Genomic DNA, 14,068 nt, shown 5'->3' with positions numbered 1-14,068 from the left:
GGCCCGGCATGGCGCGTGGGTTTTCACCCACCCTACGGGTTCGTGAGAGCGGCCCCGGAACTTGTCCGGGGCCTGTCCCGAGGTTTATTTGTCGTGGATCGCCTTCAGCACCTTGGGCGGCGACATGGGCAGGTCGGTCATGCGCACGCCTGCCGCCGCCGAGACCGCGTTGGCGATGGCCGCCAGGGGCGGCACGATCGAGGTTTCGCCCACCCCGCGCACGCCGTAGGGGTGGCCGGGGTTTGGGATTTCCAGGATCACCGCTTCGATCATTGGCAGGTCGGAGGCCACGGGAATGCGGTAGTCGAGGAAGCCCGCGTTCTGCAGGGTGCCGTCTTCGCCGTAGATGTATTCCTCGTTCAAGGCCCAGCCGATGCCTTGCGTGGCGCCGCCCTGGAACTGGCCTTCGACATAGTCGGGGTGCACCGCCTTGCCGGCGTCCTGGAAGACCGTGTAGCGCAGGATCTTCACGGCGCCGGTCTCGGGGTCGACCTCGGTGTCCACCATGTGCGTGGCAAAGCTGACGCCGGCGCCTTCGGGGTTGGCCTCGTGGTGGCCGGCAATGGGCCCGCCGGTGTTGGAGGCGATGGCGGCGATCTCGGCCAGGGTCATCGGGTCATGGCTGCCGGCGTTATGGCCGGTGGGGTGTACGGCCCCGTCGCGCCATTCCACCGCGTCCTCGTCGATGTCCCAGAGCTTGGCCACGCGGCGGCACATCTCGCGCTTGGCGGCGCGGGCGGCCTCGATGGTGGCGAGGCCCACGGCGAAGGTCACGCGCGAGCCGTCGGTGACCTCGTTCTGGCCCAGGCTGCCGGTGTCGGCCACGATGGTGCGGACCTTGTTGTAGGGGATGCCGAGTTCCTCGGCCGCCATCATCGACATGGACGCGCGGGAGCCGCCGATATCGGGGTTGCCCTCGGAGACGGTCACCGTGCCGTCGGGCGTGATGTTGAGCGTGACGCAGGTGTCGCCGCCGAAGTTGAACCAGAAACCGCAGGCGACGCCGCGGCCCTGATTGGGGCCCAAGGGCGCCGTCCAGTGTGGGTGGTCCTTGGCGGTGCGCAGGGTCGCCTCGAGCCCGATGGCCGGATAGGTGGGGCCGTAGGAAGCCTTGGTGCCCTCGCGCGCGGCGTTTTTCAGGCGCACTTCCAGCGGGTCGAGGCCGAGGCTCTTGGCCAGCTCGTCGATGGCGGATTCCACCGCGAAGGCGGCCATGGGTGCGCCGGGGGCGCGATAGGCGGCCTGTTTGGGGCGGTTGCTGACGATATCCCAGCCGACGGTTTTCACGTTTTCCAGGTCATACGGCGCGAAGGCGGACATGGAGCCCATTTCCACCGGCGAGCCGGGATAGGCGCCGCCCTGGTAGCGCAGTTCGGCAAAGCCGGCGGTGATGCGGCCGTCCTTTGTCATGCCGATGCGGATATCGACCGAGGAGGAGGCCGTGGGGCCGGTGGCGCGCAGCACTTCGGAGCGGGTCATCACCATCTTGACGGGCCGCGAGGATTTTCGGGCCAGCATCAGGGCGACGGGTTCGAGGAACACGGTGGTCTTGCCGCCGAAGCCGCCGCCGATTTCCGAGGCGGTGACGCGCAGCTGGCCCTGGTCCAGCCCCATGATCGCGGCGCAGGTGTTGCGCACCATGTAGTGCCCTTGGGTGCAGCACCACAGATCGGCCTGGCCGTCTTGGCTCATTTGGGCGAGACAGGCGTGGGGTTCGATATAGCCCTGGTGCGTGGCCTCGGTGCGATAGCTGCGTTCGATGACCTCGTCGGCTTGGGCCAGCCCGGCATCGATGTCGCCGTGGCCGAACTCGTACCGGGCCATGATGTTGGGCGACGCGCCGTCGGGCACGGATTCGTCGGCGCGGCCTTCGTGGAGGACGGGGGCGCCGTCGGCGATGGCGCGGTCGACGTCGGTGACGTGGTCGAGCACCTCGTAGTCGATCTTGATCGCCTTCAGCGCCTTCCTGGCGATGTGGCCCGAGCTGGCGGCGACGGCGGCGACGGCGTGGCCGTCATAGAGCGCCTTTTCCCCGGCCATGCAATTGTCGAGGATATCGGCGGTGGCATCGTCATCGGTGATCGGCGCGAAATCGGCGCGGGTGACGACGGCGTGGACGCCCTCGATGGCCTCGGCCGCCGACGTGTCGATGGATTTGATCCGGGCATGGGCGTGCGGGCTGCGCAGCACCTTGCCGATCAGCATCCCCGGCGCGGTGATGTCGGCGCCGAAGCGGGCCTTGCCGGTGACCTTGTCGATGCCGTCGGGGCGCAGGGGCCGCGTGCCGACGATCTTGAACTCTTGCGTGTCGAGGACCTGTTTGCTGTCGAGTGCCATCAGGAAGCCTTTCTGAGGTCGGCGGCCGTGTCGAGCACGGCGCGGATGATCTTGTCATAGCCCGTGCAGCGGCAAAGGTTGCCGGCGAGCCAGTAGCGGGCCTCTTCCTCGGTCGGGTCGGGATTTCTTTCCAGCAGCGACTTGGCGGCGACGAGGATGCCGGGCGTGCAGATGCCGCATTGCAGGGCGGCATGTTCGATGAACTTCTGTTGCAGCGGATGCAACTGATCGCCGTCGGCCATGCCCTCGATGGTTTCGATCTTCGCGCCCTCGGCCTCGGCCCCCAGCATGAGGCAGGAACAGACGAGGCGGCCGTTGACGGTGACCGAGCAGGCGCCGCAATCGCCGGTGCCGCAGCCTTCCTTGGAGCCGGTCATGCCGAGACGGTCGCGCAGGACGTCGAGCAGGGTTTCATCGGGCGCGCAGAGATATTCCGTGGGATCGCCGTTGATGGTGGTGGTGACGTGAATGTTGCTCATGTCTGCTTATCCTTCTGCGCGGGTCTTGGCGATGGCGGCGGCGCGGCGCGCAAGCACGCCGGCCACGTGCGTGCGGAATTCGACCGTGCCGCGCTTGTCGGCGATGGGGGAGGCGGCGGCGGAGCAGGCCTTGGCCAGCGCATCCATCGCGGCCTCATCGAGCTTGGTGCCGATCAGGGCGTCGGCGGCGGCATCGACGATCATGACGGTCGGTCCGACGGCACCGAGCGAGAGGCGAGCGGCGGTGCAGGTGCCGTCACCGTCCAGGGTGAGCGAGATCCCGCAGCCCACCACGGCGATGTCCATCTCGGTGCGGGGGATGAAGCGCAGATAGGCGTCGCCGGTGCGGTCCGCCTTGGCGGGCAGGAAGATCGAGGCGACGAATTCGCCCTTTTCCAGCGAGGTCTTGCCGGGGGCGGTAGGGATATCCTCGACCGGGACATCGCGGGTGCCCTTCGGGCCGGCGACGCGGGCCACGGCGCCGACGGCGACCATCGCTGGCACAGAGTCGGCAGCGGGGGAGGCGTTGCAGAGGTTGCCGGCGAGCGTGCAGCGGCCCTGGATCTGGGTGGAGCCGATTAGGTCGGCGGCCTCGCAGACGCCGGGGTAGGCGGCCTTGAGCTCGGTGTGCTCGTTCATTTCCGCCGAGGAGACCGCGGCGCCGATGCGCCAGCCGCCGTTCTCGGGCGTGATCCGGCGCAGGTCTTCGATGCGCTTGATGTCGAGGATGCTGTCGGGCTCGGCATCGCCGGAGCGCAGGCGGACGAGCAGGTCGGTGCCGCCGGCGAGCACGCGGCAGTCGCCGGGATCGCCGCTGAGCAACTGGATGGCGTCATCCAGCGTGGTTGGCGCGAGGTAGCGCATGAGGGACCTCTTGGCTTGGGGTGAGTCTGGTTGTCGGGGCATAGTTAAACAGGCGGCGCGAGACTTGCCAAGGCGGTGCGGTCGGCGCGGTCGGATTCGAGTGTTTTTCGCAAGAAAAGTTGAGGGTGGGGAAAGTAGCTGCGCGGGTTGCGTCAGGTCGCGGCGTCAAGGAGGCTTCGGGCCAGCTGCCGTGCCACGGGCTCTGCGCTGTCGCGCAGGATCAGGTAGTAGCCGAAAGGTGTGGTGACGGCATGGTCGATAGGGCGGACGAGGCGACCAGAGGTCAGGTCGTCGCCCAGTTGGCCCTCCCACGCGAGCGCCACGCCGAGGCCCGCGCGGGCGGCGTCGAGTTGGGCCATGTAGCTGTTGGTGCGCATCAGCGTGGTGGCGCGGGTGGGATCGAGGCCCGTTTCTGTCAGCCAGATGCCCCAGTTCATCCAGTTCCAGTGGGTGTAATCGAGATCGATGAGGGGCGCGGCAAGCAGATCTTCGGGTGTTTGCAGCGGGGTGCGAGATAGGAAATCCGGGGTGCAGACGGGAAAGACCGCGTCGTCGAAGAGGCGCGTCGCGGTGTAGCCGGGCCAGTTGCCGGCGCCGTGCAGGAGGGCAATGTCACTGGTCAGAAGCTCTGATTCCGTGTCGGACGCGATAAGATCGAGCATGAGCGGCGGGCTGTCTGCCAGGGCAGGGGCTAGGCGGGGGTCAGCCAGAGTTGGGCCATCGAGGTATCCGCGCCGAGGCGCACGCGGGGGCGGCCGTCGCGCTGGCGCAGGGCGCGGGTGGCTGCCGTCATATGCTGAAGCGCGGCGCGGACGCCGATCAGCAGCTCGCGGCCCTCGGGCGTGAGGGTGATCGTGCGATGCCTGCGAATGAAAAGCGCGGTGTCGAGCAGCGTTTCGAGCTTGCGCACGCGTTGGGAGATGGCGGATTGGGTGACGGACAGTTCCTCGGCGGCGCGGGTGAAGCTGCCGAGGCGGGCGGCGGCCTCGAACGGTTCCATCAGGTCGAGCGGGGGGAGGTGCGTTGGCATTAGGGAGGCTTGGGCAAATTCATGAGAAAACAGCGTTTGTCATGATCCTCGGTAATGGTTGACACTGTCAAGAGCCAGATGGGAGCGTGCCATGACCTTGCAGACGTTGAACCTGATGCCCGGAGACAAGCCGTTCCGGGCCGATCCGAAGAATTCCTATACCCTGCCCGCGCGGTTCTACCACGATGTGGAGATCTGGGCGGCGGAGAAGGACGCGATTTTCTACAAGACCTGGTATTACGCCGGGCATGTGAGCCAGGTGGCGGAGCCGGGTCAGTTCCTGACAGTGAAGATCCACGAGCAGAACGTGTTTGTGGCCCGCAGCCGGACGGGGGAGCTTAACGCGTTCTTCAACGTGTGTCCGCACCGGGGGCATGAGCTGGTCAGCGGGACGGGTAAGAAGAACATCATCACCTGCCCCTATCACGCCTGGGCGTTCGACTTTGACGGCAACCTGCGGTCGGCGCGGAATACAGAGAATGTAGAAGGCTTCCGCAAGGAGGAGTTTTCGCTGAAGCCGGTGAAGGTGGAAGTATTCTGCGGGCTTGTTCTCGTCAATCTGGATGAAGACGCAATACCTTTCGCCGAACAAATGGGCGAATTGGAGTCCGAGATCCGACATTATGTCCCGTCGGTCGACGATTTGCAGTTCGCGCAGCGCGACACCTACGAGGTCGAGGCGAACTGGAAAGTGCTGATGGACAACTTTCTGGAGTGCTATCACTGCGCGCCGGCGCACCACGATTTCGTCGATCTGGTGGACATGGACAGCTATCGCACGATCACCTGCGGGCTTTATTCCAGCCAGTGCGCCGGGCAGCCGCGGACGATGAACGCGCGGGCCTACAAGTTCGAGGCGGGCGACGTGGATTTCGGGTATGCGGGCTGGTTCGTCTGGCCGAACTTCACCATCTGGGCCTATCCGGGCGAGGCGAACCTGTCGGTGCTGCAGATGAACCCGACGGCGCCGGAGAAATGCGTCGAGTACCAGGACTGGTTCGTGAAGGATGGCGAGGTCACGCAGCAGCTGCGCGATGCGATCAACTATCAGAAGGACGTGTTGCAGCCCGAGGATATCGGGTTGTGCGAGAGCGTGCAGAAGGGGCTGAAGTCCAGCGGGTACAACCAGGGGCGTTTCGTGGTGGACGAAGGGCTGACCGAGCTGAGCGAGCACGCGGTACACCATTTCCAGAAGCTTGTGGCGGGGGCGCTGGGCGCGCGGCTGGATCCGGAGGCCGGCACATGATGGTTTCGAGCGACGGGCGGACTCGTGACCTGATCACCACGCGGCCCGGTGCGGGGTGGGATTTCAATCTTAACCGGCATGCGTATCACGAGATCGAGGCGCGGCACGGACCGCATTATTGCGTTTATAACCGGCGGCTGATGTGCGTGTACATGGACGACCTGCCGACCGACGAGGGCTATTGGCTGCTGAGGACGAAGGCGGCGTGCCTGCATACCGGCGAGTGGCCGCTGGAGTTCAAGGGGCCGGATGCGGAAAAGTTGATGAACCATCTGTTCGTCAACGATATTTCCAAGGTGAAGGTCGGTCGGTGCGGCTATGGCATAGCCTGTTTCGATGATGGCGGGCTGATCGTGGACGGAGTGTTCGTGCGGCTTGCCGATGACCGGTTCTGGTATGCGCAGGCGGACGGGGATTTCGTGAACTGGGCGCGGTCACATGCGAAGGGGATGGATGTGGAGATCCTGGACCCGGAGGTGAACGTGAGCCAGATCCAGGGGCCATTGTCGATGGAGATCCTGAAGGATGCGGCGACAGATGGCATCCCGGAGCCGTTCGGGTATTTCGGCAGCGCGTGGGTAGATTTGGGCGGGCAAAATGTGCTGGTCACCCGGACGGGGTACACCAACGAGCTGGGCTGGGAGTTTTATACCGAGCCGCATCACGATGCCGCGGCCCTGTGGGCGCATCTGGAAATGGCGGGGGAACCGTACGGGATGCGGATGTTCGGGCTGGATTCGATGAATATCCGGCGGATCGAGGCGGGTATCCTGAACGCCAACTCGGATTTCGACGAGACGACCACGCCTTACGACGTCGGGCTGGGCGGGTTCGTGGCGATGGACAAGGACGAATTCATCGGCAAGGCCGCGCTGGAGAAAGCCGACAAGGGCCAGCGTCTGCATGGCATCATCTGCCCTGAGGGTGAGCCGCGGGTGAATGGCCGCGTGGAGTGGAACGGCAAGGTTGCGGGCCGGGTGACGGCCGGGGCGACCTCGCCCTACCTGGGACACGGGATCGGATTTGCGCTGATGGACAGTACCGAGGCCGGGCCGGGAACCGAGCTGATGGTCGAGGGCAATGATGGACAGATGTATGCCGCGACGCTGGCCCGGACGCCGCTTTACGACGAGGCCTGCGAGATACCGCGCGGCAAGGTGGTGAACATCCCTGATCGCGCGGCCTGACGCCGCTTTCGCGCCAAGAGCGGCGCCAAATGCGCAGGCGGGGCAGCGATGCCTTGCCTTTGTGCGTAGCAGGTGCCTGACTGGGGCCGGAACACGAGAAGAGGAGATGCGGCCTTGGCCGAGGGCAACAACAGGGCTGTTCTGACGGGACTTTTCGCGGGGCTGTGCTGGGGCATTTTCTGGTTGCCGTTGCGGATGATCGAGCAGGCGGGGCTGGATGCACCCTGGGCAATGGTGGTGTTCATGAGCCTGCCCGCGCTGCTGAGCTTGCCGGCGCTCTGGGTGCTGCGGGCGGACTATGCGCAAGGGTTGCGGCCGCTTCTGGGGGGAATCCTGGCGGGGGTCGCCTTTGCGCTTTATGCGGCAGGGCTGCTTTACACCGACGTCGTGCGCGCGGTGCTCTTGTTCTACATGACGCCGATCTGGGGGTTCCTGCTGGGCTGGGTGTTCCTGGGCGACCGGATGACGTGGTTTCGGTGGCTGTCGATCTTTGTGGGGCTGGTCGGGCTGGTGGTGATCTTTGCCGACGACACTGGCGTGCCGCTTCCGCGCAACGCGGGCGACTGGTTCGGGCTGATTTCGGGGATGTTCTGGGCCGTGGGCTGTACGCTGATCCTGACGGAGCGGCGGGTGCGGATCCTGACCCATGCGGTGAACTTTCTGCTGGTGGGTGCGGTCATGGCGCTGCTGGTGGCGGGGATCGCCACGGTGCAGGGTATAGCGCGCGCGCCGGACTGGCCCGAGGTTACTGGACTGATGTGGTGGTTCGTCCCGGTGGCGGTGATCCTGATCCTGCCCAGTTCCTTTGCCACGATCTATGCGCCGTCGCGGCTGAACCCCGGGCTGGTGGGGCTGTTGTTCATGACCGAGGTCGCGGTGGCGACGGTGACGGCGGCGCTGTGGGCCGGGGAACGGTTCGGCCTGCGCGAGGCGGTGGGCCTGCCGCTGATCCTGTCGGCGGGGCTGATCGAGCCAGCGGTGATGGCGTGGCGGGCGAGGCGGCTGGCCTGACGCAGCTACCAGTGGGCACCGGCGTTGATCTGGATGTCTTCCATGGTCAGGCCAGGGGCGGCATCGGAACAGAGAAACGCGATGATGGCGGCGACCTCGTCGGGTTGGACGAGGCGGTTCTGCGGGTTGGCGCGGGCCAGGGCCGCGATCTCTTCGGCCTGTGTGGTGCCGTTCTGACTGGCGATGGTGGCGGCGGATGAGCGCAGCATTTCGGTTTCGACCCAGGTGGGGCTGACGGTGGTGCAGGTGACGCCGTGGGGCGCGCCCTCGAGCGCCACGGCGCGGGAGAGGCCGAGCACGCCGGACTTGGACGCGCAATAGGCCGGGTGGTCGGCGACCGCCGATGTGGCGGCGGTGGAGGCGATGTTGACGATGCGGCCCCAGCCCGACGCCATCATGTCGGGCAGACACGCGTGGATCATCAGGAAGGTGCCGGTGAGGTTGGTCTCAATGACGTCGTCCCAGGCGTCGAGGTCATGGTCGGAGACGGTCTGGTGGCGGGTGACGCCGGCGCCGTTGACCAGAATTTGCGGTGTGCCGAACTGGTTTTTGACGGAGGCGCAGAAGGCCGCGACCGAGCCGCGCTGGCGGACGTCGAGCGGGGCGACGAAAACATCCGCGCCGACGGTGTCGCGGGCCATATCCTGAAGCGATGTGTCGTCGCCGCGCCGGGCGCCGATGGCGATGGTATGCCCGGCCTGGTGCAGCAGGCGGGCGGTGGCGAGGCCGATTCCGGCCAGCCCGCCCGTGATGATGGCCGTGCGCTGGGTCACTGCGGCTTGCTCCTTGCTATCTTGTCGGCGAGCCATGCGTCGGCGTCGCCCAGACGGCGGCCACCGTCGCGGTATTCGTCGAGGATTTCAATCAGCTTGTCGCGCCCGAAGGATGTGAAGTGGCCGGCATGGACGGTGGTGACGTCAAGCTCGCGCAGGCGGGCGTGGGACTCGGCCAGCTTGTCGGGGTCGGAATGGTCCATGTCGTCGATGAGGTCGCCGTCATAGACCACGTCGCCGCTGAAGAGGAGGCCCGTGGCGGACTCGAAGAGGGCGATGGAGCCGGGACTGTGGCCGGGCAGGTGGAAGACGGTGAAGGCACGGTCGCCGAGATCGACCACGTCGCCTTCATCCAGCAGGGCGGAGAGGGGCGCGGGCTTTACCTTGTACTGTTCGTAGGAGAAGCCCTCGAACGGCAGCGCGGTGAAGGTCTCGGCCCGGACGAAGCCCGCGTCGGCGTAGGTGTTGGTGGGCGTGGGATTGGCGATGATGTCAGACTCGGCGCCGTGACCGCAGCGGTGGTCGAACTCGTGCAGCCCGCCCGAATGGTCGAAATGCGTGTGGGTGACGATGGCGCTGAGGGGGCGCTCGGTCAACTGCGCCAGCTCGCGCGTCATCGGGCGCAGGCCCATGCCGGTGTCGATCACGAGGTCGCGGTCGCGCCCTTGGATGTGCCAGATGTTGCAGCGCAACCATGGCGCGACATGCGGTTCCCATATGAGCGTGACGCCATCACCCATGTGTCTGGTCTGGAACCACTTTTCGGCAATTTTCAACGGCACGGCATCCTCCCTGTCGCAATGCTCATGAAACCGGCAGCCGCGCCGCGGACGCCCGTTCAGGAGCCTTGGTTTTATCACCGCATTGGTCAACGTACATTTCTGCTTGGGTCCACGTTGCGGACGTCGCATGATGGCGACCATGATCTGCATCAATAAAAACAGGGAGAGAACGATGAAGATGAATTCTGTCTTGTGGGCCGCGAGCCTTTCGATGGCCGGGGCCGGGGTGGCGCAAGCCGAGACGGTCCGGATCCCGATCAACGAATGGACTGGTCAGCATATCTCGGCACATATCACCGGCATTTTGCTGGAAAAGGCCGGACATGACGTGGAATACGTGACCGCGGGCGCGGTGCCGCAATTCGCCGCCATCGCCAACGGCGATCTGCATCTGCAGCCCGAGGTCTGGACCAACAACGTGGGCGACATCTATCCCAAGGCGGTGGAATCGGGCGACATCACGGTGGTGGGGCAACTGGGCCTGCAACCGCAGGAAGGCTGGATCTATCCGCCCTACATGAAGGAACAGTGTCCGGGTCTGCCGGATTACGAGGCGCTGTATGACTGCGCGCAGGCGTTTGCCGCCGCCGACACCTTTCCCAAGGGCCGGCTGATCACCTATCCCGCCGACTGGGGCACCCGGTCCAAGGACGTGGTTGCGATGATCGACATGCCGTTCGAACCGGTCGCGGGCGGATCGGAAGGGGCGATGATCGCCGAGCTGAAATCGGCGGTGGCGACGCAGGATCCGATCCTGATGATGTTCTGGCAGCCGCACTGGCTGTTCGCCGACATGGAGATGGAATGGGTCCAGTGGGACGCGGCCGACGGGGAATGCGTCGAGGAAGAGGGGCAGGAACGCGGGTCGGCCTGCGGCTTTCAGCAGGCCTCGATCGACAAGATCATCAATGCCGAGTTTGCCGAGGCGAACCCGGGCGTTGCCGCGGTGTTCGAGCAGATCTCGATCGACAACGAGGTGCAGAACGCGCTGATGCTGGAGATCGACCAGAAGGGCCGGGACCTCGAAGAAGTGGTGGCCGAGTGGATCGACGCCAATGAAGAGACCTGGGGGCCCTGGGTCGAGGCCGGCAAGGCCGCACAGTAAAGTGCGGCGTGAAGCTTTGGAAAGGCCGGGGGTTCTGACGCCCGGCCTTTTCGGTTTCCCAAGGGGGACAGGGTCAGCATGAACGAGAGAGCACGGGGCGATGGGGCCGGGGGCGACCAGCCGAGGTTGTCCTGCCGTCACATCTGGAAGGTCTACGGCAAGAAACCGGAGCAGTATTTTCCCGGCGGCGAGCCGGCGGACGAGACGCCGGCGCTGGCCGATCGCATCGGCGAGGATGGGGCCATTCCGGCGGCTGCGGACGTGAGCTTTGACGTCGCGGTGGGCGAGATTTTCGTAATTATGGGCCTGTCGGGCTCGGGCAAGTCGACGGTGGTGCGCTGCCTGTCGCGGCTGGTGGAGCCGACGCATGGCGAGATCCTGTTGGACGGCGAGGACCTGCGCGCGAAATCCGACAAGGAGATGATCGAGGTGCGCCGCCACCAGATCGGCATGGTGTTCCAGAATTTCGGCCTGATGCCGCATCTGAGCGTGTGGGAGAACATCGCCTTTCCGCTGAGCTTACAAGGCGCGGCGCAGGACCATACCCGCGAGCGGGTGGGACAGGTGATCGGGCTGGTGGGGCTGGAAGGGCGCGAGAAAAGCTATCCGCACCAGTTGTCGGGCGGGCAACAGCAGCGTGTGGGCATTGCCCGGTCTCTGGCCGTCGACCCGGATCTGTGGCTCTTGGACGAGCCGTTTTCGGCGCTCGATCCGCTGATCCGGCGGCAGATGCAGGACGAGTTCCTGCGGATTCAGAACGATCTGCACAAGTCGATCGTGTTCATCACCCATGATTTCCTGGAGGCGCTGCGGGTGGCCGACCGGATGATGATCATGCGCGGCGGGCGCGTGGTGCAGACCGGCACGCCGGCGCAATTGATCACCAATCCGGCGGATGACTACGTGGCCGAGTTCACCAATGACGTGCCGATGGTCCGCGTGCTGCGCGCCCATGAGGTGACGGACCCCGATGCCGGATCCGCCGAGGGGCGCGAGCGGGTGTCGGGGGGCTGTCCGTCGAGGCGCTTTTGCCGATGCTGTCGGCGCATCCCGAGGGGCTGGCGGTGGAGCAGGGCGGCACGGTGACCGGCGTGGTCACGGCGCAAAGCGTGGTCCGGGCGCTGGCACGACTGTCGGACGCGGAGGAGGCCCGGGCATGAGCGGAGACCGCACGCACTGGGCGTGGTTCGCGCTGATAGGCCTGACTCTGGTGGCGCTGGGCTTTCGCGACCGGCTGGGCTGGCTGATGGAGTTTCCCGAGGCGTGGGAATGGCCGATGACCGAGTGGTTGAATACCGCGATGGGCTGGTTGGTCGATAGGGCAGGGCCGGCATTTCGCGCGTTTTCGGACGTGATGGACCATCCCATGTCGTGGGTGCGCGGCCTGCTGCACTGGATGCCATGGGCGCTGACGGTGGGATTGCTGGTGATCGCGTCCTTTGCGGTGTCGGGCTGGAAGCTGGCCTTATTCACGTTTCTGGCGATGTTCTACATGGTCGTGATCGGCTACTGGCACGAGTCGATGAACTCGCTGGCGCTGGTGATGGTGTCGGTGCCGCTCGCTGTTGCCATCGGGTTCTGCGTGGGAACGTGGGCGTTCTATTCCGGCCGCGCCGAGCGGGTGATCACGCCTACGATGGACACGTTGCAGACGATCCCGGTCTTTGCCTACCTGTTGCCGATCCTGCTGCTGTTCGGCTTCGGGCCGGTGGTTGGGCTGATCGCCTCGGTGCTTTACGCGGTGCCGCCGATGGTGCGGAACACGACGCTGGGGCTGGCCCGTGTCGACGAAGAGGTGATCGAGGCGGGGATGATGGCGGGGGCCACGGCGGGCCAGATGTTCTGGCGGGTGCGGGTGCCGAGCGCGCTGCGCCAGATCCTGCTGGGGGTGAACCAGACGATGCTGGCGGCGTTTTCGATGATCATCATCGCGTCGATCATCGGGGGGACGTCGGATATCGGTTGGGAGGTGCTGACCCACATCCGCAAGGCGAACGTCGCCGAGGCGATACTGGCGGGCGTGGTGATCGCGCTGATGGCGATGGTGATGGACCGGATCACGGCGCGGGCCGCGATGGGGCGGTCGCCGGACGCAGGCGAGGACGAGAGTTTCATTGCCCGCTATCGCTACTGGCTCGTGGCGGGGATGTTCGCCGGTGTGATACTGGTTCTGGCGCGGGTTTTTCCGTTCCTGCAGGAGTATCCGCGGGCCTGGGAGCTCTACCCGGCGGACGCGATGAACGATGCGTTCAACTGGCTGCTGGTGGAATACGCGGGCGCGATCAAGGCGATCAAGACGACGGCGCTGTTTTACCTGATGCTGCCGGTGAAGATGGGGCTGGAGCAAACGGTCAGCCCGTTCTCCTGGGGGTTCGAGTTCACCCTGCCGATGAAGATCGGCTACGCCGTGGCGATGGCGGCGTTGGCAGGGTGGTTGCTGGTGCGGCGACGGGTGCGGGCGGCCATCGGTGTCGCGCTGCTGGCGATGCTGCTTTATTTCGGGATCACGGGCCTGCCGTGGCTGTCGATCGCCGGAGTGATGGTGTTGCTGGCGTGGCAGGCGGGCGGGCGGCAGCTGGCGATTGGCACGGCGCTGGGGCTGTCCTTCCTGATGCTGGCGGGGGTCTGGGCCGAGGCGACGATTTCGTTCTACCTGTGCGGGCTGGCGGTGGCGCTGTCGTTTTTGCTGGGCACGACGCTGGGAGTGATCGCGTCGGAGAACGATGCGGTGTCGGCCTTTCTGCGGCCGATAAGCGACACGTTGCAGACGATGCCGCTGTTCGTGATCCTGATCCCCTTCGTGATGTTCTTCAAGCTGGGAGATTTCACGGCGCTGCTGGCGATCATGGCCTATGCCATCGTGCCGGCGATACGCTATGCCGAGCACGGGTTGCGCGGGGTCAGCCCGGAGGTGATCGAGGCGGCCAAGGCTTGTGGGTCGACCCGGTGGCAGATGCTGTGGCGGGTGCGGTTGCCGCTGGCTTTGCCGCAACTGCTGTTGGGATTGAACCAGACGATCATGTTCGGGGTCGCGATGCTGGTGATCACGGCGCTGGTCGGCACGAGCGATTTGGGCCAGGAGATCTATATCGGCCTCAACAACGGGGATTTCGGCGTGGGGATGATTGCCGGGATCGGGATGGCGACGCTGGCGATGATCGCGGACCGGATGACGCGGGGCTATAGCCGGAAGGGGCAAAAGGCGCTCGGGCAGGGGCGAGACCAAAAGCTTTGAGAAAGCTTTTGGCAAATCT

The 14,068-nt window shown here is 65.6% G+C and carries 14 protein-coding genes; 7 read left to right on the top strand and 7 right to left on the bottom strand.

Going from position 1 to position 14,068, the window contains the following annotated elements; translation table 11 throughout:
- Window positions 1-84: 84 nt before the first annotated feature.
- From ACSQ76_RS15470 to ACSQ76_RS15450, 5 genes are all read right to left on the bottom strand, one after another.
- Window positions 85-2,337: a xanthine dehydrogenase family protein molybdopterin-binding subunit gene (locus ACSQ76_RS15470; RefSeq protein WP_437157283.1), complete on the bottom strand. Its 2,253-nt coding sequence runs from the start codon at window positions 2,335-2,337 to the stop codon at window positions 85-87.
- Window positions 2,337-2,816 carry a (2Fe-2S)-binding protein gene (locus ACSQ76_RS15465; protein WP_437157282.1) on the bottom strand — a complete coding sequence of 160 codons (480 nt, stop codon included), beginning with the start codon at window positions 2,814-2,816 and terminating at the stop codon, window positions 2,337-2,339. The genes ACSQ76_RS15470 and ACSQ76_RS15465 overlap by 1 nt, the downstream gene beginning before the upstream one ends.
- A gap of 6 nt (window positions 2,817-2,822) precedes the next feature.
- A complete protein-coding gene (locus ACSQ76_RS15460) occupies window positions 2,823-3,680 on the bottom strand; it encodes an FAD binding domain-containing protein (protein ID WP_437157281.1) in 858 nt (285 codons plus the stop codon).
- Between the two features lie 152 nt (window positions 3,681-3,832).
- The gene (locus tag ACSQ76_RS15455; RefSeq protein ID WP_437157280.1) at window positions 3,833-4,342 is read right to left on the bottom strand and encodes a LysR substrate-binding domain-containing protein; all 510 of its coding nucleotides are present in this window, start codon (window positions 4,340-4,342) and stop codon (window positions 3,833-3,835) included.
- Between the two features lie 29 nt (window positions 4,343-4,371).
- Window positions 4,372-4,710, bottom strand: a complete 339-nt coding sequence (locus ACSQ76_RS15450) for a LysR family transcriptional regulator (RefSeq protein WP_437157279.1) — start codon at window positions 4,708-4,710, stop codon at window positions 4,372-4,374.
- A gap of 91 nt (window positions 4,711-4,801) precedes the next feature.
- On the opposite strand from ACSQ76_RS15450, the gene ACSQ76_RS15445 reads away from it, so the two are divergent.
- The 3 genes from ACSQ76_RS15445 (at window position 4,802) to ACSQ76_RS15435 (ending at window position 8,154) form a co-directional block, all read left to right on the top strand.
- Window positions 4,802-5,956: an aromatic ring-hydroxylating oxygenase subunit alpha gene (locus ACSQ76_RS15445; protein ID WP_437157278.1), complete on the top strand. Its 1,155-nt coding sequence runs from the start codon at window positions 4,802-4,804 to the stop codon at window positions 5,954-5,956.
- Complete coding sequence (locus ACSQ76_RS15440) at window positions 5,953-7,143, top strand: aminomethyltransferase family protein (RefSeq protein WP_437157277.1); 1,191 nt, start codon at window positions 5,953-5,955, stop codon at window positions 7,141-7,143. Before ACSQ76_RS15445 ends, ACSQ76_RS15440 begins: the two co-directional genes overlap by 4 nt.
- A gap of 114 nt (window positions 7,144-7,257) precedes the next feature.
- Entirely contained in the window at window positions 7,258-8,154 is an 897-nt protein-coding gene (locus ACSQ76_RS15435) for a DMT family transporter (protein ID WP_437157276.1), read from the top strand.
- Between the two features lie 5 nt (window positions 8,155-8,159).
- On the opposite strand, the gene ACSQ76_RS15430 is transcribed toward ACSQ76_RS15435, so the two are convergent.
- On the bottom strand, window positions 8,160-8,927 hold the full coding sequence (locus ACSQ76_RS15430) for an SDR family NAD(P)-dependent oxidoreductase (RefSeq protein ID WP_437157275.1): 768 nt from the start codon (window positions 8,925-8,927) through the stop codon (window positions 8,160-8,162).
- A complete protein-coding gene (locus tag ACSQ76_RS15425; RefSeq protein WP_437157274.1) occupies window positions 8,924-9,709 on the bottom strand; it encodes an MBL fold metallo-hydrolase in 786 nt (261 codons plus the stop codon). The genes ACSQ76_RS15430 and ACSQ76_RS15425 overlap by 4 nt, the downstream gene beginning before the upstream one ends.
- 172 nt (window positions 9,710-9,881) lie before the next feature.
- Between ACSQ76_RS15425 and ACSQ76_RS15420 the strand changes: the two genes are divergently transcribed.
- The 4 genes from ACSQ76_RS15420 to ACSQ76_RS15405 all read left to right on the top strand — a co-directional run bounded on the left by ACSQ76_RS15420 (window position 9,882) and on the right by ACSQ76_RS15405 (window position 14,049).
- Window positions 9,882-10,814 (top strand): ABC transporter substrate-binding protein, encoded by a 933-nt coding sequence (locus ACSQ76_RS15420; protein WP_437157273.1) that lies wholly within the window; start codon window positions 9,882-9,884, stop codon window positions 10,812-10,814.
- A 78-nt stretch (window positions 10,815-10,892) separates the two neighbouring features.
- Window positions 10,893-11,900, top strand: coding sequence for a quaternary amine ABC transporter ATP-binding protein (locus tag ACSQ76_RS15415; RefSeq protein WP_437157272.1), 1,008 nt, complete (start codon window positions 10,893-10,895; stop codon window positions 11,898-11,900).
- Entirely contained in the window at window positions 11,849-11,974 is a 126-nt protein-coding gene (locus ACSQ76_RS15410) for a hypothetical protein (protein ID WP_437157271.1), read from the top strand. The genes ACSQ76_RS15415 and ACSQ76_RS15410 overlap by 52 nt, the downstream gene beginning before the upstream one ends.
- Window positions 11,971-14,049: an ABC transporter permease subunit gene (locus tag ACSQ76_RS15405; protein ID WP_437157270.1), complete on the top strand. Its 2,079-nt coding sequence runs from the start codon at window positions 11,971-11,973 to the stop codon at window positions 14,047-14,049. Before ACSQ76_RS15410 ends, ACSQ76_RS15405 begins: the two co-directional genes overlap by 4 nt.
- Window positions 14,050-14,068 lie beyond the last annotated feature (19 nt).

It is taken from the genome of Roseovarius sp. B08 (genome assembly GCF_051417955.1).
Taxonomy (GTDB): domain Bacteria; phylum Pseudomonadota; class Alphaproteobacteria; order Rhodobacterales; family Rhodobacteraceae; genus Roseovarius.
This window is presented reverse-complemented; position numbering and strand designations above follow the sequence as displayed.

Excerpts from the sequence above, each read along its gene's own strand:
- ACSQ76_RS15405 (WP_437157270.1), top strand. The coding sequence starts at position 11,971 with ATGAGCGGAGACCGCACGCACTGGGCGTGGTTCGCGCTGATAGGCCTG.
- ACSQ76_RS15445 (WP_437157278.1), top strand. The coding sequence starts at position 4,802 with ATGACCTTGCAGACGTTGAACCTGATGCCCGGAGACAAGCCGTTCCGG.
- ACSQ76_RS15460 (WP_437157281.1), bottom strand. The coding sequence starts at position 3,680 with ATGCGCTACCTCGCGCCAACCACGCTGGATGACGCCATCCAGTTGCTC.
- ACSQ76_RS15450 (WP_437157279.1), bottom strand. The coding sequence starts at position 4,710 with ATGCCAACGCACCTCCCCCCGCTCGACCTGATGGAACCGTTCGAGGCC.
- ACSQ76_RS15455 (WP_437157280.1), bottom strand. The coding sequence starts at position 4,342 with ATGCTCGATCTTATCGCGTCCGACACGGAATCAGAGCTTCTGACCAGT.
- ACSQ76_RS15470 (WP_437157283.1), bottom strand. The coding sequence starts at position 2,337 with ATGGCACTCGACAGCAAACAGGTCCTCGACACGCAAGAGTTCAAGATC.
- ACSQ76_RS15420 (WP_437157273.1), top strand. The coding sequence starts at position 9,882 with ATGAAGATGAATTCTGTCTTGTGGGCCGCGAGCCTTTCGATGGCCGGG.
- ACSQ76_RS15415 (WP_437157272.1), top strand. The coding sequence starts at position 10,893 with ATGAACGAGAGAGCACGGGGCGATGGGGCCGGGGGCGACCAGCCGAGG.
- ACSQ76_RS15440 (WP_437157277.1), top strand. The coding sequence starts at position 5,953 with ATGATGGTTTCGAGCGACGGGCGGACTCGTGACCTGATCACCACGCGG.
- ACSQ76_RS15465 (WP_437157282.1), bottom strand. The coding sequence starts at position 2,816 with ATGAGCAACATTCACGTCACCACCACCATCAACGGCGATCCCACGGAA.
- ACSQ76_RS15410 (WP_437157271.1), top strand. The coding sequence starts at position 11,849 with ATGCTGTCGGCGCATCCCGAGGGGCTGGCGGTGGAGCAGGGCGGCACG.